The organism is Pseudoalteromonas sp. McH1-42, assembly GCF_022347845.1.
Classification (GTDB): Bacteria; Pseudomonadota; Gammaproteobacteria; order Enterobacterales; family Alteromonadaceae; genus Pseudoalteromonas; species Pseudoalteromonas rubra_D.
Genome location: NZ_JAKRFU010000001.1, coordinates 472,977 through 491,378 on the forward strand (window position 1 = coordinate 472,977; position 18,402 = coordinate 491,378).

General features: G+C 45.9%; 17 protein-coding genes. 10 read left to right on the forward strand and 7 right to left on the reverse strand.

Annotated features, from left to right (window positions below; genetic code table 11):
- Positions 1 to 509 precede the first annotated feature (509 nt).
- The 3 genes from MHN31_RS01750 to MHN31_RS01760 all read right to left on the reverse strand — a co-directional run bounded on the left by MHN31_RS01750 (position 510) and on the right by MHN31_RS01760 (position 2,736).
- Positions 510 to 845 carry a hypothetical protein gene (locus tag MHN31_RS01750; protein ID WP_239443293.1) on the reverse strand — a complete coding sequence of 112 codons (336 nt, stop codon included), beginning with the start codon at positions 843 to 845 and terminating at the stop codon, positions 510 to 512.
- Between the two features lie 103 nt (positions 846 to 948).
- Positions 949 to 2,169 (reverse strand): AarF/ABC1/UbiB kinase family protein, encoded by a 1,221-nt coding sequence (locus tag MHN31_RS01755; RefSeq protein WP_239443339.1) that lies wholly within the window; start codon positions 2,167 to 2,169, stop codon positions 949 to 951.
- A 186-nt stretch (positions 2,170 to 2,355) separates the two neighbouring features.
- A complete protein-coding gene (locus MHN31_RS01760; RefSeq protein ID WP_125557498.1) occupies positions 2,356 to 2,736 on the reverse strand; it encodes a VOC family protein in 381 nt (126 codons plus the stop codon).
- 146 nt (positions 2,737 to 2,882) lie between these two features.
- Here MHN31_RS01760 and MHN31_RS01765 point away from each other — a divergent pair, with 146 nt between their 5' ends.
- The 3 genes from MHN31_RS01765 (at position 2,883) to opgC (ending at position 7,443) form a co-directional block, all read left to right on the forward strand.
- A complete protein-coding gene (locus MHN31_RS01765) occupies positions 2,883 to 4,394 on the forward strand; it encodes a coniferyl aldehyde dehydrogenase (protein WP_275446707.1) in 1,512 nt (503 codons plus the stop codon).
- A gap of 625 nt (positions 4,395 to 5,019) precedes the next feature.
- Positions 5,020 to 5,595, forward strand: a complete 576-nt coding sequence (locus MHN31_RS01770; protein WP_239443295.1) for a hypothetical protein — start codon at positions 5,020 to 5,022, stop codon at positions 5,593 to 5,595.
- A 741-nt stretch (positions 5,596 to 6,336) separates the two neighbouring features.
- Entirely contained in the window at positions 6,337 to 7,443 is a 1,107-nt protein-coding gene (gene opgC, locus MHN31_RS01775; RefSeq protein ID WP_239443296.1) for an OpgC domain-containing protein, read from the forward strand.
- Positions 7,444 to 7,554: 111 nt separating this feature from the next.
- Here the strand turns inward: opgC and MHN31_RS01780 are convergent, their stop codons facing one another.
- Positions 7,555 to 7,848: a helix-turn-helix transcriptional regulator gene (locus MHN31_RS01780; RefSeq protein WP_125557506.1), complete on the reverse strand. Its 294-nt coding sequence runs from the start codon at positions 7,846 to 7,848 to the stop codon at positions 7,555 to 7,557.
- Between the two features lie 351 nt (positions 7,849 to 8,199).
- On the opposite strand from MHN31_RS01780, the gene MHN31_RS01785 reads away from it, so the two are divergent.
- The 3 genes from MHN31_RS01785 to MHN31_RS01795 are packed head-to-tail and all read left to right on the forward strand — an operon-like array spanning position 8,200 to position 9,722.
- Positions 8,200 to 8,457, forward strand: a complete 258-nt coding sequence (locus MHN31_RS01785; protein WP_138539091.1) for a helix-turn-helix transcriptional regulator — start codon at positions 8,200 to 8,202, stop codon at positions 8,455 to 8,457.
- Positions 8,454 to 9,119, forward strand: coding sequence for a hypothetical protein (locus MHN31_RS01790; RefSeq protein ID WP_239443297.1), 666 nt, complete (start codon positions 8,454 to 8,456; stop codon positions 9,117 to 9,119). Before MHN31_RS01785 ends, MHN31_RS01790 begins: the two co-directional genes overlap by 4 nt.
- Positions 9,120 to 9,122: 3 nt before the next feature.
- Positions 9,123 to 9,722, forward strand: a complete 600-nt coding sequence (locus tag MHN31_RS01795; RefSeq protein ID WP_239443298.1) for a hypothetical protein — start codon at positions 9,123 to 9,125, stop codon at positions 9,720 to 9,722.
- 71 nt (positions 9,723 to 9,793) lie between these two features.
- On the opposite strand, the gene MHN31_RS01800 is transcribed toward MHN31_RS01795, so the two are convergent.
- Entirely contained in the window at positions 9,794 to 10,720 is a 927-nt protein-coding gene (locus MHN31_RS01800) for a LysR family transcriptional regulator (protein ID WP_239443299.1), read from the reverse strand.
- Between the two features lie 153 nt (positions 10,721 to 10,873).
- On the opposite strand from MHN31_RS01800, the gene hutH reads away from it, so the two are divergent.
- From hutH to MHN31_RS01815, 3 genes are all read left to right on the forward strand, one after another.
- Entirely contained in the window at positions 10,874 to 12,367 is a 1,494-nt protein-coding gene (gene hutH / locus MHN31_RS01805; RefSeq protein WP_239443300.1) for a histidine ammonia-lyase, read from the forward strand.
- Positions 12,368 to 12,380: 13 nt separating this feature from the next.
- Positions 12,381 to 14,393, forward strand: a complete 2,013-nt coding sequence (locus MHN31_RS01810) for a urocanate hydratase (protein ID WP_138539087.1) — start codon at positions 12,381 to 12,383, stop codon at positions 14,391 to 14,393.
- A 313-nt stretch (positions 14,394 to 14,706) separates the two neighbouring features.
- Positions 14,707 to 14,967, forward strand: a complete 261-nt coding sequence (locus MHN31_RS01815; protein WP_138539086.1) for a hypothetical protein — start codon at positions 14,707 to 14,709, stop codon at positions 14,965 to 14,967.
- 409 nt (positions 14,968 to 15,376) lie between these two features.
- Here MHN31_RS01815 and MHN31_RS01820 read toward each other — a convergent pair whose 3' ends face one another.
- Positions 15,377 to 16,255, reverse strand: a complete 879-nt coding sequence (locus MHN31_RS01820) for a LytTR family DNA-binding domain-containing protein (RefSeq protein WP_239443301.1) — start codon at positions 16,253 to 16,255, stop codon at positions 15,377 to 15,379.
- A 104-nt stretch (positions 16,256 to 16,359) separates the two neighbouring features.
- On the opposite strand from MHN31_RS01820, the gene MHN31_RS01825 reads away from it, so the two are divergent.
- Positions 16,360 to 17,001, forward strand: a complete 642-nt coding sequence (locus tag MHN31_RS01825) for an outer membrane beta-barrel protein (protein ID WP_239443302.1) — start codon at positions 16,360 to 16,362, stop codon at positions 16,999 to 17,001.
- Positions 17,002 to 17,131: 130 nt separating this feature from the next.
- Here the strand turns inward: MHN31_RS01825 and MHN31_RS01830 are convergent, their stop codons facing one another.
- On the reverse strand, positions 17,132 to 18,346 hold the full coding sequence (locus MHN31_RS01830; protein WP_239443303.1) for an ectonucleotide pyrophosphatase/phosphodiesterase: 1,215 nt from the start codon (positions 18,344 to 18,346) through the stop codon (positions 17,132 to 17,134).
- Between the last annotated feature and the right edge of the window lie 56 nt (positions 18,347 to 18,402).

Here is an 18,402-nt window from a genome sequence, read left to right on the forward strand (position 1 = left end):
TGATGATTTAACATGGGATCCAGCTTGAACTCATCGGTGTGAAAGGAACGTGAAATAGTAACAGCACTTTGTTTTGCACCCATGCTGCTATGAACCCCGTCTACTCGCTGACAATGGACTTTATTTTACACTCCTTAGAACGCAATCCGCTCCAGTCAGCGGTTTCATCCGCATAAATAAGTACTTTTGTATTTGCGTGATAAGCCGAAAGTGCAGCGCTGAAAATATTACCATTGGTCGTGGACGATTTGTCCAGCCAGTACCCAAACGGGCAATTCTCTTGTGCAGAGGCACTTTGCGACTCTAGTGTGATTAAAAAAACGTTGTCAGTGTAATCCGCCCACGTGTAAAGCTTATCAATTTTATAATAGCCACCACTTGTCACTGTAGCCTGAGCCCCAGAGACAAAAACGCCAGCATACCTGCAACCGCAGCGCCTATATTCATTATTCTCATCTGTCAAACTCCTATTTACGAAAAACTGCACACTTGTCATTTTAAACAAAAAACTAGAAACGCGTTTCCTGAAGTGACATCAGGCTCACTTCGCAGGTATCTGAAGCAGATGTCAGACGTACTTTTTTACCAGACATATACGCAGCTAATGCCATACTCAAAAAGTGGTTTATTTTGTCAGCGCTGTGTTTGCTATACGTTATGGTTGCTGTTTTGTTACAACCCGTCATCTCATACTGTACATCATTGCCAAAATACAATCGAATCTCTTTATTACTGGTAAAGTCGTATACTTTAACGCCTTTCAGCGTGCCAAGCCCAATATCTGTTATCGCCGAAGAAGCAAAAGAGGCCACCAACAGGGTCGCTCCCATCATCCGTTTGATCATAATAGTTCTCTATATTGTAAAAGTGCGCACTATAAAATATCCATACAGCAGACTCAATTGTTTCTTTATTAAAAACAACCTGCAAACAATAAGCCTAACTGAGTTAGCGGTTCAACTCGCTCAGCAAAGGTCGAAGATCAACCCGAGCCTTCAGCCTGGCAGCAATCAGATACAATCCAGCCAATTTCCTATGGATAAACAGGGCATCCACCGGTGGCGTGTGCCACTGTCTTGACTGCATACTCAATTGTCTGCCCTGTTCACTGATCTGCTTTGCGAGCCCACTGGCGGCAAAATCAAACGGCGCTTCGGCGCGCAACGGCGAAATTGCCAGATCAAACAATGACAACACCGCTTGTTGATAATTCGGGTCTATATCCTGAGAAAAATATCCGATATCACAGGCCGCCTCTTTTAAGGCCTGGAAGTCGCCTTCAGCACCAGCCAAAAGCAATGCTTTATAACCCTGACTCAGTGCCGGCGAAATAGCTCTGGTTGCACCGAAATCGAGCAGAATAATCTGCCCTGTGCCTGGATTGTATTGATAATTTGCCAGATTCGGATCAGTCTGGATCATACCCAGCTCAAACATCTCAGTGAAAAACAACTCAATTAAGCGAAAAGCCAGTTCATCCCGGCTTTTCTGCGGCAAAGATGCCATGTCTTCCAGAGGTTGCCCCTCAACAAACTCCATGGTCAGTAAATGCTGAGTACTCAGGGCGGGATAGTTGTTTGGTACTTTAAAGTGTGGATTATGTGCCAGCGCCTTTGCAAACGCTGCGAGTGACTTGGCTTCTTGCAGATAGTCAGTCTCAGCCAGTAGTTGTATTTTAGCTTCTTCAACGAGAGGCGCTATGTTTAGGGTTTTTGGCAACAAACCAGACAGTTTAATCAGGCTCACAACATTATCTACATCACTGTGAATGCTGTCGGCAACACCTGGATACTGCACTTTGATGGCCAGTGCCTGACCCTGCTCAGAGGTCGCCTTGTGTACCTGCCCTATTGACGCACGGGCAAAACTGTTCAGGTCTACATGGCTGAATTTATCCAACCAATCAGGGCCGAGTTCTTTTTCAAACGTCGCAACCAATTGTTTATGGGGCATAGGCGCGGCATCCGCTCTCAGTCGCTCAAGTAACGCAGATAACTCGGCAGGTAACAATTCACCAGCGTCCATAGATAGCAGTTGACCCAGCTTCATTGCCGCACCGCGCAAGTGGGACAATTTGTCAGCAACGGCCTGTATGTTGCCTGGCTGGAGTAATAATTCCGAACGGCTTGTTTTTTGCCCACTCAAGGCTTGTTTGGCACCGGCAATCATGACATTGGATGCCACTTTTCCTGCCAGCCCGCCAAAGTGTGCCAGCCTGCTCAGGCGACTGGATGGAACTCGTCGCGATTTGTTGTTCAACACTCTACTCCTGTATTTGTATTCACCCCTACAATACGCACTGTTTAACCATTTCGTTCAGGGTAGCAGACAAAATCGGCCTATTTGTTGACATACCTAGTACGCTTCAATTGGCGATGAGATATCACAGAGCGTTCCTTCAGGAGCTAAAAGTAACAACCGCATTTGCCCATACTCTGTTGCCTCAGGAGTCTGAACTACCTCATAACCAAGCACTTTTGCTCTATCATAGATGGAGTTAACCTTGTCCACGACAAAAGTCAGGTACATGCCAGACGAGCTTTGTTGTGCTTGCTCCGGCACGATGGGGTGAGACTTTAAAATGATCCCGAGTTCAAGGCCCGATTCCTGTGATACCAGATGAATAAACCAATCACTATCATACCTGATATCAAACGCGAACAACGACGTGTAAAAATCACGGGATTCAGTCAGGTTGGTTGTACAAACGTTAGTAAATAGTCGATTTATAATCATTTTCCCTCACTCAGTGCATGGTTTGCAGACGTGCCTGTCACACATAAACTAGCACCAATTCGTGAGCGCTATATTAAACCCACCAAGGCGCGAGCTGGCTTGTCTCTTTAGGAATACAGTTACCCTAAAAACCGGAATGATTTATTTTGGCCCATTTTAGCACTTTTATTCCCACATCTTCGTATCAGCGTTATTATCATGTAAATCACTTTGCAAAAATCGCCAAAACAAGGCCTACAACCATGACGAATATGAGCACAGTATCTGAGCACACATTACTGGAGATGAATTTTCAGGCAATGCGGTCGGCTTACAGCCGTGATCCGGCACCCGACTATGCGCAGCGCATTGCTGTGCTCAAAAAGCTCAAACGAGCACTCGTCAATCATGAACAACAGATTTACCAGGCTTTATCCGAGGATTATGGCTATCGCAGTGAGTTCGATACGTTTTTTGCTGACATAATGCCAACCATAGCAACCATTAATTATGCCATTAAACATCTGAAAAAATGGATGCAACCAGCAAAGCGTCATGCCGGGCTCATGCTTGCTCCTTCCAAAGTGAAAGTGCATTATCAGCCTTTGGGCGTGGTGGGGGTTGTCACCCCCTGGAACTTCCCATTTTACCTTGCGCTGGGCCCCACAGTTCAAGCTCTGGCCGCAGGGAACCGTGTGATGATCAAAATGAGTGAGTTTACGCCCGCTGCAAATCAGGTGCTGCGCACTGTACTGGACGACATTAGCGATCACGTTCACCTGGTGGAAGGCGACGCAGACATTGGCGCTGCTTTCACCGCCCTGCCATTCGATCACCTGATCTTTACCGGTTCAACCTCGGTGGGCAAGTTGGTCGCTAAAGCTGCCGCAGACAACCTGACCCCGATCACGCTCGAGCTTGGCGGAAAGTCGCCAACCATTATCGATCAGGACATAGATATGAAAGTCGCCGTAGATGCGGTGATTATGGGCAAGTCAATAAACTCCGGACAGATCTGCGTGGCCCCGGATTACGTTTTTGTACCCACCTCACGCCTCGATTCATTCATTGATACTTTTATCGCCCGCTATACCGAGTACCACCTGCAAAGCGCTAACAAGAATCAGCAAAGTCATATCATTTCACAGCGCCAACATACTCGCTTATTACAACTGCTGGATGACGCTAAAGCCAAAGGGGCCGTAGTGCACGCCGTTAAACAGCCCGAGCCGGGGGATGGCAAACGCGTTTACCCTCATCTGCTGACCAACCTTTCTGACGACATGGCAGTTTTAAAAGAAGAGATTTTCGGCTCCTTGTTACCTGTTATGATCTATGACACATTGGATGAGGTAATATCCTACATCACGGCACGGCATCGTCCGCTGGCACTGTACATTATGTCAAATAATTCAGCACTGATTGAGCGCCTGATCACCCACACCCACAGTGGCGGAGTGAGTATTAATGATACCACAATGCATGTAGTTGCCGACGATGCCCCCTTTGGTGGCATAGGCCACTCGGGTATGGGCCATTACCATGGTTACGAAGGCTTTTTAACCTTTTCAAAAGCCAAAACGGTTCTGTATTCTAGCAGCTGGTTACCTAAAAACCGCTTTGTACTCAAGCATCGGGACTGGGTGTTAAAAGTGCTCCGTAAGTACTTATTGAGATAATCTCCCTGACGTCCGTCGGTGACTCAGAAAAAGACCAAGTATTCGATAGTGTTGAATTCGGTACCATTTTGGTAAGGAGCTACTTGCGATACTGGAGTCGGCGCGACGAAACACTCTCTGTTGCTATGTTTTCAGACCTGGATATAGTCGATGTTGGCTGCGGTGAAAACGGCTCAGCTAAGAAATGCGACCAGATCTATTAGTGGTTTTCGCGCTAACTTCACGGCTCACGCTACACCAGATGTACACGCCTCGAGCTAGAGCGATTCTAATTTACACACTTGGATCTCACTGACTTACCTCTATTCACCCGGCGGTACGGTCTGCGATATTAATCGCATCAAAAATCTCAGCTGCGCGACTTATGATATTGGCTCTATAGATGGTCTGGAAGGCATTACAGACTTACACCCAACCACTATCAGCCTCCTCAACTCACCCACTGCCTGCAGAAAAAAACGTTGAGGATAGCAAAGATATTAGCCAAACAGTGTAGCAGCACACTGATAGAACTCAGTACTGGATAACTATGCTTAATTGCAATAATTAATATATACTTCGCAGGCTCCGTTAACAAAAATTATTCACTCGATGAACGTCCCTTTAAAGCTACAGGAATAAACAAATGAAAAGAAAAATAGCCGCCAGTATGCTAATTGCTGCAGCATTATCAGGCTGCACAACAGTCGGATATACAGTTGCCCCAGACAAAGAAACCGCATCACTTCGCGTAGTTTCTCTTGATAGCGGCAACGTGTCGGTATGGATTGATGAAACGGAGGGGTGTATTAATCACAACTTTATCTATGGTGGGGAGATAGCCGTTCTGGGAGTAAAGGCCAACTTACTAGCAGACCGCCAGGCTGGCCGTGTGATTGGCATGCCGATGTACCGCTCAGAGGTTCACGAAAAGCAACAAACCGAGTTAAAAGTTGAAGCAAATGTACCTATTTCATTTTATTTTGCGGGCGTCTGGGTTACTGGTGCGAATACACGTATCGATGGCTACAGATACTGTGTGAAAGAAGTCAGCTTTACGCCACTTGCTGGCCATAACTATGAAGCACAATATTATGTGGACAAAATAGATGGCAAAAAACAATGTACAATCACACTTTACGATATCAAGCAGGAAAATGGCGAGTACGTAAAAACAGAAAATGAAAACTACGAACTAACAACAAAGCCATGTAAAAACTAATCAACAACAACGGGAGCTACAATTTGTGGCTTCCCTGCTTTGAAGTGCTTCCACGCCTGTATTCCACTAAATCATTTATTGATAACCAAGACTGGCTTACGACTGTTGCCCTGGCTGTTGGAAAAACAGGCTAATTACCATCCACCAATCCAATAAATAGCCACTCAGTGACGAGCAACACTATATTGCATACATACTTTCCATTTTCGGCTCAATGCAGTAAACCTAATACCAAATTGCTTAATTAAGTGTTCCATTTTAAGGCGAGAAAATATCGTCGATAACACCGCTCTCGCTGAGGCACCTACATATATGTAGGCACGGCAAAAATTTGTGAGCCTATGGCTAAGGTATTAGGTTCTAAATGAGAAATTTCTAACACCGTTAGCGTCATATTTGCTCCTTCAAATTAAACAGGTATTAAGTGAAATTGGTATAGGCTATTGAGGACACCTCAAATAGCTATTCTTTGAATTGGAGATCATGCCTACCCAGGCAAATCACTGCAATGTAAAACATAGGTTCTCAAATTGTGTATCGAGATTATGTTTGCAGCATAGCAACGCATTTTCACCCAATACTGGCAGGCATATTAAAGAATCTCAATTGTGCTTTGCTGGCCCATACGATAAGTTTTGTACCTAAAAATAAATATATCGCTAGCCAATGATATCCAACCTGTAAATCGGCAAATTAAGCTCCCCATTTACCTATGGCGTCATTGAGGTTTAAGGAGAGAACATGAGCCGAGATTTAAGCTATGATGGCCTGAGAGGCTGGTTGCTTATCATCATTGCCTGCAACCACTTGTTTGGCAGTTTTGTCACGCAATTTACCCGCACTCCGCTGGGATTTGTCTCGGCGGCCGAGGGGTTTGTGTTTTTATCCGGGTTTGTTGCTTATCTGGTGTATGGTCGGCTGGCAAACAATCGCACCGAGTTGCGACGTAAAGTGTGGCGGCGTTGTCTGGTGATTTATGGATTTCATTTGAGTGCTATCCTGATTTGCTTTTCACTGGTCCTCTTATTTCCTTTGTATGTCACGCACTGGTCGGGTTTTTTTAATGCAGCTAACTGGTTTAGTAATCCAATACACAGCGCCTTATCCGCCATGTTACTGCTCGAACACCCGGGCTTTCACGATATCCTGATCCTCTATCTGGTGCCCATGATATTTCTGCCTTTTACGATTGAGGCCCTAAAGCGAGGTAAACTGATGTATGTCGTGACGGCTTCCTTGTTGGTCTGGTTGCTGGCCCAGTTCGTCACGGCAGAATTTTTAACGACACCATTTAGCCTGGTGTTTAGCGATATCAAGCTAAACGTCAGTCACTTTGATCCTTTCGCCTGGCAGATTTACTTTTTTATGGGGGTTGTGCTGAGCTATCTGAAGTTTGATAAAGGCCACACCTTTACGTTTACACCTGCAGTACGGGTGTTGCTGTTGAGCGGTATAGGCTTTTTTTTACTGCTGAAGCATGGCTATCCACAATTAATGCGGCCCTATTATGGTGGCCACGGCAGCGCCTCCTTACTCTATCAGTTCAATCTACTGTTGAGCGTCTATCTGATAATGCACTTAATGCGTCGTTTTTCCTGGCTCTTTACACTAAAATACCCGGTATTTATCGGGCAGCACGCCCTGCCCGTATTCGCCTTTCACTGCGTAGTCATTTACTTTCTGTTGCCATGGAGCCATGAATACACCACTGCACATTGGTACTGGGATCTGTTGGTATGCGCCAGCTTTGTAGCCTTGCTCGCACTTCCGGCTAAACTTGATCAGCTTTGGCGAGCACGCAGTAAGAGTACCAAGCCAGAAGCAAGGCGAAGTGTGAAAACCGGGTAATATCGCGCACATCGTTGACGTTTACATAGCCCAATACTTAACACACCCAATATAAGGCATATAAAAGCAAGGCTGAGATGACTCGCTTAAAGAGGAGCTCTGGTATCACCTCTAATCCTGAAGCCACTCCGCCTCATTTTTTTCTGCCGGTTTGGCTTGTGCGAACAGCATATCCGGACAGGAAAAATCTTCTCCAAACATCAGATATAGCTCGTATACCTGCTCTATAGTCATGACAGAGCGGCCCGATTCAAAATTGCTGATGGTGGATTGGTCAACATTCAGTTTGGCAGCCAGCTGTGCCTGTGAGAGCTTATTTTTATACCTTAATTGTCGCAGGTTACATTGCAATCGCCCCATCAATTTATCAATCCGCTGTTTTCTGGCAAACGCATCATTTTTCATCGCCGAATCCTTTTATACGCTTTAGGGTCAGCTTGCCCAAGTGCTGACCTGATTTATTAAAAGAGTACACCTGAAAAATACCGTTTCAGATGTATCCTTGGTTTCAACTGTCAGAAAAATCGCAACTAATGTAAACGCCCTGTTGACCTTTTTAACGTTAAGAAATATCGTGTAACTCACAGTCCCGCACGGCTGTTAGTGTTGCTATTGCAACGAGATAACTTGATATCTCTAACTTGCGTCAGTTTGACATGTTCCCTTTTTGTATTAACATTGCGACCTTCTTGTTAAGATTATGTTCGTTCGAATGTGGAAAAGTCTCCGCATTACAATAAAAAAGGAAAAAAGGACGTGATTGATGGCGATGATTTAAAGGCAATGAGGAAAAACGCCGGCATATCCCAGGAGCTGATGGCCAAAAAGTTAGAGTGCGACCGTAAGACAATCAGTAACTATGAGCAGGGTGTCAGTGACATCAAATCCAAGCAGCTGTTTCGCTGGCTGATGCTGTGCAAAATAGATACACGCTCTTTACTCAATGAAATCAGGCAAATTAGTGACAGTTTAAACCGTCACGATGCGTCAAAGTTACAGGATGACGAAAAATGAAAAAGATACGCCCACTCACACTTCTAACTAAATTGGCTTCTCTGGTAAAACTAACTGACCGGAAAATGAGTCGAGACCTGAGTAATGATAAGAGTTTATCTGGTGGGCAAGGACTGTTGGTCACGGGCTGCGGACCATGGAATTCTCACAAACCAACTTTAACAAAAGTAAATGGTCAGCCCTGTATTAATAATGAGAACAGTAGCTCGATATGCGGTGGTGGTACCGCATTCAAACCTATCAGGCCAGCTAACCCATTTATAAAAACAACACTAGGACAGAGAAGGCGAAGAGAGCTAAATAATGATAACAGCGTACTAGTCTCAGGAGGTAATACGCCTTACAAGCCCCCGAGACTCAATAAAACAGAAAAGCAGCCTTTACATAAACTCAACACAAAAAAGGTCCAGTTAATCGAGCCTAGTAAATACCATATGATAAGTGCTGGAACAGGTGCATATAAGCCCCCCAGATTCGAAAGTACAAACCTGTTGAGCGATAACAAGCCCTGCTTTTCAAAAAAAGACCTAAGTTCAAATAGAATAGAGACTGGTATTTGCACTTACATATGCGGAGGCACAACAGGCTATAAACCGCCAAGAGCAGCTCGATATGAAATTGATGATGAACCTACCCCTCCAAAAAAGATTAATCAAGGTTAGGAAATGAAACTCTCAAATTTGATCTTACTAAGCATTGCTTCACTGGCTTTTTTATACATTTATATATGGGACATCAGCATTGCAACCACATTGTATGTGACCTTATTATTACTAAGCACAATGTATGGCGTCCTTAAACAGGAAGTCAATGTAACTCATATTTCCGGTTTTATTTTAGCTGGAACGGGTATCAGCTATGTTATTTTTGAAGCGGGTGTAGTAGACGTAATTACCCCTTCAGAAAACAAGTTACTACAGGGCACTATTGTTTACGGTGTCCAATTTTTACTTAATTTATTAACGGCAACAGCCTTAATTTTTAGAGTGCAGATTTCTCGAGTACTTTCAAAATCCAAGCAAATAGAGTTAACCCACTTTGACGGTATTTTTCATTGGATCTTTCTCTATATGTGCTTGATTAACTTGCTTGCATTACTTGAGAACATTGCCTGGTCCTATTTTGAAATGAAATCTTGGACAGTCATTTATGATAATTTCGAAGTGTTCATTTATATTGCATATGCAATCTGCTGTGGCGCACTGCTGACCATGATGATCCTGTCCGCAAGAGAGGATGGCACTCAGGCTTCCCGCGCATCTTAAATCAAACTAAAACATTCAATAATCAGATGCCAGTCAGCAAAACTGACTGGCATTATTTTTTATGCAGCATGCTAATTTGCATGCACCCGCTTTATCTCTTCAATTAGCGCCTCGGCTAACGGCGATGCCGTATTGCTTTTTGACGTGATCAGCATCACCGGGATCTGATAGGCGTATTTTTCTGGTTGTATAGCTCTGAACATGCCTTTATCAACCCAGTAGCTGGCGTAGTGCTCGGGCAGGTAACCGATAAACTCGCCGGAGAGAATTAGGTGGGCAATGCCTTCGTCATGATAGGCTATGGCGCTGTTTTGGTAGTTAAGGCCGTCATTACGCACTTCTTTATCGCGCAGATAGTTACTGGTGATCACCTCAGCTTCGGCAAGTAATGCTTCCAACTCGGCGTTATTCCTCCCGGATTTACTCTGCTCACTTTCCACCAAATGAAACAAGGGATGCCCCTGCGCACAATATAAATAGTTGTACTCATTGTGCAGCGGGTAATAGTCTAAACCACGTAGTTGATGGCGGCTCACGCCCAGCCCCACCAGAGAGCGGCCGTTCACCACCGATGTTTCGACTTCGCGAGCTTCACACACATGGATATCAAACTGAATATTGCCACCGCGCGCTTTGAGTGCCGAAATGGCCCTTGCCACACCGCAACGGGGATCGCTGACCATAGTATCTATGGTGGCAATGGTTACCCGCCCAGAGAGTTCGTTTTTAGAGCTGGCCACGGTACTGGCAAACGCTTCGCATTGCTGTAATAGCTCTAAAGATGCCTGATAGGTTACCCTGCCCGGTTCGGTCAGCTCAAATCCACTGCGCCCGCGTTTACATAATTTCAGACCCAGCCGTACTTCCAGGTCCGACAGGTGCGAGCTAATGGTTGAACGGCCGATGTTCAGACGCGACTCCGCAGCCGACAAGCCACCGCATTCCACAATGGCGACAAAGATCCGCAGCAACCTTAAATCAACGTCTTGTACCTGCATTAAATACCCACCTCATTGAGTTCGATACTTTTTAGTTCGATAATACCGGAATGAATTACGATAATTATGCATTTATAAAACTACCACAGCAAGATAGGATTGCGGGATAAAAACAACATCTGCATGTAACAAGATGATATTTAGGAGAATAAAATGACGTTTAGATATGGTATCGATCGTCTGGACCTGGACACAGTCAACGGCATTGCCGATGGCAGCATTAAAGCCGAGCTGTGTCAGGAAGCGCTGGATAAAATCAACACCAGCCGTAGCAATGTTGACGTGATGGCCGCATCCGACGAGGCTGTGTACGGTATTAACACAGGCTTTGGCCCACTGTGCGACACGCAAATCTCACCAGAAGAGACCAATCTGCTGCAAAAAAACCTGCTTATCACCCATGCCGTTGGGGTTGGCGAGCCAATTGCTAAGCCTATCTCTAAACTCATGCTGATCACCAAGGTCCATGCGCTGAGTCAGGGTTTCTCAGGTATCCGCCTGGAAACCGTTGAGCGGATGCTAAAGTTCATTGAGCTGGACCTGATCCCAGTCGTACCAGAGCAAGGCTCCGTAGGCGCATCAGGCGACCTCGCGCCTCTGTCTCACTTATTCCTGCCTTTACTGGGCGAAGGTGAATTCTGGCAGGGAGACAAAATCGTACCGGCTGCCGAAGCGCTAAAAGAACACGGCCTTGAACCAATGGAGCTGCACGCGAAAGAAGGTCTGGCCCTGATCAATGGTACTCAGTTTATCCTGTCTCACGCCATTACCGCGCTTACGAAAATGCGCTACCTGCTGGACCTGGCGGATCTGGCCGGAGCCATGAGTATTGAAGGCATGCAGGGCAGCCAATCACCATTTCGTGAAGAGCTGCACCAGATCCGTGCTTTCGCCGGTAACCTGGAAGTGGCCAAGCGCATGCGCCGTTTCTTTAAAGATTCTCAAAATATGGCTGACCACGAAGAATGTGACCGCGTACAAGACCCGTACTCACTGCGCTGTATTCCACAGGTACATGGTGCGTCTCGTAACGCCTACAACCACCTGAAAGAGCTGGCTGAAATTGAAATGAACTCAGTCACGGACAACCCCATTGTGATCAGCAGCGAAGAAGCTATCTCAGGTGGTAGCTTCCACGGTCAACCTCTGGCCATGGTACTGGATTACGCATCAATCGCCGCTGCGGAACTGGGCAACATCTCAGATCGTCGTTGTTATTTGCTACTTGAAGGCTTGCACGGTCTGCCGCGCTTATTAACAACCTCTGGCGGCCTCAACTCGGGCATGATGATCCCGCAGTACACCACCGCAGCCCTGGTTACCGAGAACAAATCACTGTGCTTCCCACCATCGGCAGACAGTGTACCGACCTCTATGGGCCAGGAAGACCACGTATCTATGGGTAGTATTTCAGGTCGTAAACTGAACCAGATCCTGGGTAACCTGGATAAAATCTTTGCCATTGAGCTAATGTATGCAGCCCAGGCCATTGAGTTCAGACGCCCTAACACCTGCTCAGACCTGATCGAAGAAAACTTTGCGTTGATCCGCAGCAAAGTCGCCAAACTTGAAGAAGACAGACTGCTTAAGCCAGACATTGATCACATGGTAATATTGGTTAAGTCACAAGCATTTACGGTTAACTAAGGGGAAAATAACAATGACCACCACACTGAGTTTTCAGGACCAAATTAAGCAAGGGATCCCCAGCGAGCTACCTGCGCCTAAGCCTTACCCGGCTGACGCCAACCGCGCCCCGAAGCGTAAAGACATTTTATCAGCCGACGAAAAGCAACTGGCGCTGCGCAATGCGCTACGCTACTTCCCGAAAGAGTGGCATCAGGAACTGGCGGCTGAGTTTGCCGAAGAACTGAAAAGCTTTGGCCGTATCTACATGTACCGCTTTAAGCCTAACTATGATCTTAAAGCGCGCTCGGTAAGCGATTACCCGGCCAAGTGTCAGCAAGCCGCTGCCATCATGCTGATGATCGACAATAACCTAGATCCGGCAGTTGCTCAGCACCCGGAAGAGCTGATCACATACGGTGGTAACGGCGCGGTATTCCAAAACTGGGCTCAATACCTGCTAGCCATGAAATACCTGAGCGAGATGGAAAGCGACCAGACACTGCACATTTACTCTGGTCACCCTATGGGCTTGTTCCCGTCAAGCGAAGACGCACCACGCGTGGTCGTTACCAATGGTATGATGATCCCGAACTATTCAAAGCCTGATGACTGGGAAAAGTTCAATGCACTGGGTGTCACTCAGTATGGCCAGATGACGGCAGGTTCATTCATGTACATTGGCCCACAGGGTATTGTTCATGGCACCACCATCACGGTGATGAACGCGTTCCGTAAAGTCCTTGAAAAAGGCGACAGCCCGAAAGGTAAGATCTTCCTGACAGCTGGTCTTGGCGGCATGAGTGGCGCACAGCCAAAAGCGGGTAACATTGCAAACTGTATTACAGTATGTGCCGAAGTGAACCCGGCTGCTGCGACTAAACGTCATCAGCAAGGCTGGGTAGATGAACTCATCGACAACATGGATGAGCTGGTTGCCCGTGTTAAAACAGCACAGGCAAACGAAGAAGTGGTGTCAATTGCCTACATCGGCAACATTGTCGATGTCTGGGAAACCTTCTATGAGCAGGATATTTTCATTCACCTGGGTTCAGATCAGACGTCGCTGCATAACCCCTGGTCAGGCGGCTACTACCCGGCAGACATCAGCTTTGAAGAGTCAAACAGACTGATCCGTGAAGAGCCTGAAGTCTTTAAAGAAAAAGTACAGGCAACGCTTAAGCGTCATGCTGATGCGGTAAACAAGCATACTGCCCGTGGTACGTATTTCTTTGACTACGGCAATGCCTTCTTACTCGAATCATCTCGTGCCGGTGGCGACGTGATGGCCGAAAACGGCATCGACTTCAAATATCCGTCTTATGTACAGGACATTCTTGGCCCAATGTGTTTTGACTACGGCTTCGGTCCATTCCGTTGGGTTTGTGCCTCTGGCAATCCGGCAGATCTTGATAAAACCGATGCCATCGCAGCTGAAGTGCTGAACAAGATCATGGCGGAATCGCCTGAAGAGATCCAACAGCAGATGCAGGACAACATCACCTGGATCCAAGATGCTAAGCAAAACAAACTGGTTGTTGGCTCTCAAGCGCGTATTCTGTACGCTGACGCACAAGGTCGTATGGAAATTGCCAAAGCCTTTAACGATGCCATCGAGCGCGGCGAAATTGGTCCAGTTGTATTGGGTCGTGACCACCACGATGTGAGTGGCACTGATTCACCATTCCGCGAAACCTCGAACATTTATGACGGAAGTCGCTTCACAGCAGACATGGCCATTCACAATGTCATTGGTGACAGTTTCCGTGGTGCGACCTGGGTCTCTATCCACAACGGCGGTGGCGTAGGCTGGGGTGAAGTGATCAACGGTGGGTTTGGCATGGTGCTGGACGGCAGCAGCGATGCTGAGCGTCGCCTTAAGTCTATGCTACTGTTCGATGTGAACAATGGTATTGCACGTCGTAGCTGGGCTCGTAACGAAGAAGCCAACTTCGCCATTAAACGCGAAATGGCGCGCACGCCTAAGCTTAAAGTGACACTGCCAAATGGCGTAGACGATGAAATTTTAAATAATCTGTCGCTTTAACTGCTGACAATCAGCAAGAAAAAATGGCTACCCTGGGGTGGCCATTTTCATATCCGCTGCACTTAACCAGCACTGTACATGCGTTTCAATCAACACTCAGCGTAGAGCTTGCCTTATAACGACTTTTAACTGTCACGGTTTACGCATCTTACTGCCACATCGCACAAGCAATATGTACAACGACATTATCCAATTATGTCATGTATTATCAGACCATGAGCCAGGTTCTGGCTCTTTTTCATACAATCCAGATGGTAGAACCTGACAGTATGAACTAACATAGCTGTGTTATGATATTGATGGGCTATTCGCTATGACTCGCGCAGAAAAGCTTTTGTACCGCTTAATCCTCGCAGACCTGTTAAGCTGCCATCCAGCTCCTTTGCCCGTATCGGCGCTCAGACTCCAGGGGATCAAAACAGACAATGTAACCCTTCAAGCCGTAATAGACCTGATGACTGAGCAGCAAGTGATCTCCGTATCTCCTTCAGGCGAGATAAGACTAGCGCCAAGAAGCGACCTGAACACACCAACTGAAGGCTATTATCCTTTTGATTTAGCTAACATTGACTAGCATACCTGTCGAAAACCAGTGCATGATAAATACTATGGATTTTTAGGATTGAGTAAATAGTAGCATGCTGTGTGAGAGTTAGAGCACGTGCAGGCTATGTAAGTGTACCGTGTACAAACGACTCAGGCCTACCTAGCTGGGTTTATTAACAGAATCGTTGGATATCCGAGTGCACAACCTGTGAATAAATGTTGTCTGCTAAACGGTGCGCTTTAAACAGTTTAGTCAACGCTTAACAAGCACAGCATAGCAGAGCAACTCTCGAATCACTCTGACTACCTAATTACGCTAGTTCGTACAGCAGGGCCAGTGATGGAGTCTTTGGGCATATCTTTTGTCCATTAGCAAAATCCAGTTGAGGTCATAGAGCTATGGAATCGGTCATAGGCTCCATGAGGCTCTTTACTCACTAAGGTTGTTGAGCATCGCTGCCCGACACTGAAGCCTCTTGTTTTCTTGATGATAGTGTAATCCATGTGGATTCTACTTGCGCCTTATAAGTGCGGCTTACAGGGATGATATCGCCGTTTAACATATGCAATTCCGCTTGCCGTCCTTTTGATTGATAAAAATCAATACCTCTAAGCATCACCCAATAAGAGCGGTGAACTTGCATACCTATACTACCGGGTATTTCTTCAGAAATATCTTTTAAGCTATAAAGCACCAAATCTTGACCCTCCTCTCGAACAATCGAAACATAGTGCAGCTCGGCTTTAATATAAAGCACGTTACCTTTGCGGGACTTCAACAATAATTTATTAACACCATTTTCTGTTGCTTTTTGTTCTTTATGATGCGGTGTATTGAAATCGCTGCTTTGGGCTTCCTCAGTATTCGTAATTGATTTTATGTCTGTAGTTTTGTTTAACGATAGTCCCACCACCCAAGGTACATTCATTGCAACCCAGCATATCACTACAGGTGGAACCACGCCGGTCCATTCGTCGGCTAACTCAGACCAGAATGGCCCATCAAATCGTTCCCCGAGCAAAATATCGATAGTGAAGGCGATAGGAACAAACAAAGTGGCACCAACAAGCCCCGATATCAAAATCTTATGCCACCCTTTGTCATTCCCTAGCAGCGCAAAACGATTCATAAAAACCAGGAACGCTAACATCAAGGCCATAGGAATATTTGTCTGCAACTGCCATTGAAGGAGAACGACTAAAAATGGAGTGTCTGAATCAGGCAAAATAAGTGCAAATAGCAACCCTAGACAAGATGCAATTCCAAAGTAATAGATCAATGAATTGACATCACCCGATACCAAACGCCCATTCATGAATATATTCTGCCCATTGCTACAAAACTCGTGTATTGGCAGAACTATAGCAAAAGTTTCTGAGTAAGTTATAGACGAATTCAACAATCATTTGGAACATAGCTATGAATAAATATCGCTTAGGTTTGCTAACGTGTGCAGCATTTTTTTGCTCAAATGTATACGCCGATGGCTGGTTTGTAAGGCCTGTTATTGGGACAAGCTTCATGTCTGATACTTCAGGTACTTCTCTGAATGTGGATAGCGTCACAGGAAGCGTCGATGTTGATCTTAACACCGGATTCAACGCAGGATTAGGGATTGGCTATCGATATAACAAAAACTGGGCATCTGAATTCTATTGGGAATACCGCACAAATGACTCTACGGTAGATTTGGCCGGACAATCTAACTTTAATGACGGTAACTATGCTTCCAATATATTTTATATTAATACCCATTACATTTTGACGCCCGAATCCAACTGGAAAACTTATCTGGGAGCTGGACTAGGTTGGGTGCAAGAAGTGGACATAGATCTAGAGCGCGGTGGTGTCGAACAGTCCTATTCAGGCGACGGTAGTGTTGCCTGGCAGCTTTTTTTAGGTACTGAAAAAGACATTGCTGAAAATTTGTCTTTTCAGGCAGAGTTACGGTATGGAAGAGTCTCAGGTATCGACTTAGATGGTGAGGGTGTGCCAGGAACGCTTATGGACCTTGATTATACAACAACTACTGTGCAAGTTGGACTGCGCTATGAGTTTTAAGTAAACGAAAGAATAGTTTGGCAGGGTGAGAGCATGAAAAGTCATCTGTTATTCAGTACCTTATTAAGGTAGCTCTCATTTCTAGCAACCTACATTCGCTTGGCGTATACACCTTATTTGAAGGGTGTTTTTAATGACGCAATGCGGGGAGTAAAGACGCACCTGTCCCATCTATATCAGACAATAATTCAAGACCCAGGATCTGCGCCACGACAGGATAGATATCAAGGTTTTTCACCGGGCCTACCTTTGTACCCTGCTTGAACGCGGGACCCACAGCAACAAAGGTTGCGTGCATATCCTCGGTGATGGCAAAACCATGAGTACCATAGTGTTTATCTTTTTCATCATAAGCAAAATAGCGCGGAGCCTGAGTTTCAACCACAATATCGGCAGTCGTTGCATTGATTGTCACACCACGGCTCGTGAGTGTCTCTTCAGTGATAATGTCATAACGACCGCAAGCATTGCGCATCAGCTGAGCGCGTACCTCATCCAGGTTTACACTGGCTTCGGGCTTTTTATATAACCACACCTGAGTGCCACTGTTTTTAACGATAAAGTCACTCAGTTCTACACCTAAATCCGACAGTTGCAAACTCATGTCCGGATCCAGCTGTGCCATACCATGATCCGATACAATGATCAGGTTTACATCTTGTTCAACCTCGCGCTGAATGCGCCTTGCAAGCTGGCCAACCAGCTTATCAACCTTCTGGACAGCCTGATAAGTTTGTTGCGCATCCGGACCAAAATCATGTCCCATGGTATCCACCAGCGAGAAATAACCTGCAACAAAGCGTGGGCGTTTCTGCGCTGGCAACTTAAGCCATTGCACTATCTGATCAATACGCTGCTGGTAATCACTGTGCTGTGAGTAATGGTAAAAGTAACTGGGCGTCATGCCATTGATGCGGGCATCTGATTCAGGCCAGAAATAGGTAGCAGCTTTTAGCCCTTGCATTTCAGCCAGGTTCCAAAGCGGGATCCCTTTTAGCCAGGAACTGTCATCCTGACCATAGCCCATTTTATAACACTGGTTACGATTTTTATCGCAAAAATGATTGCCGACAATGCCATGGTTAGATGGCAGCAAGCCAGTAATAATAGAAAGGTGATTGGGGAAGGTCTTGGTTGGATAAACAGGCTCAAGATACTCGGCTCTGACGCCTTGTGCAGCAATCGCCGCCAGGTTCTTTGCTTTGTGTTTTTCAATGTAATCCCAGCGGAACCCATCCAATGAAATCATCACCACACTTTGTTCAGAGCTCTGCTCTTTTGCCGAGGCCTGTATAGAAATCAGCGTAATAAAGAGGAGTAATACCGGTAACGCATGTTTGATCATAATGCCCTTTTGTTCCTGAAACAATAAATCAGCGTGGGCACCATAAAACTAAAATA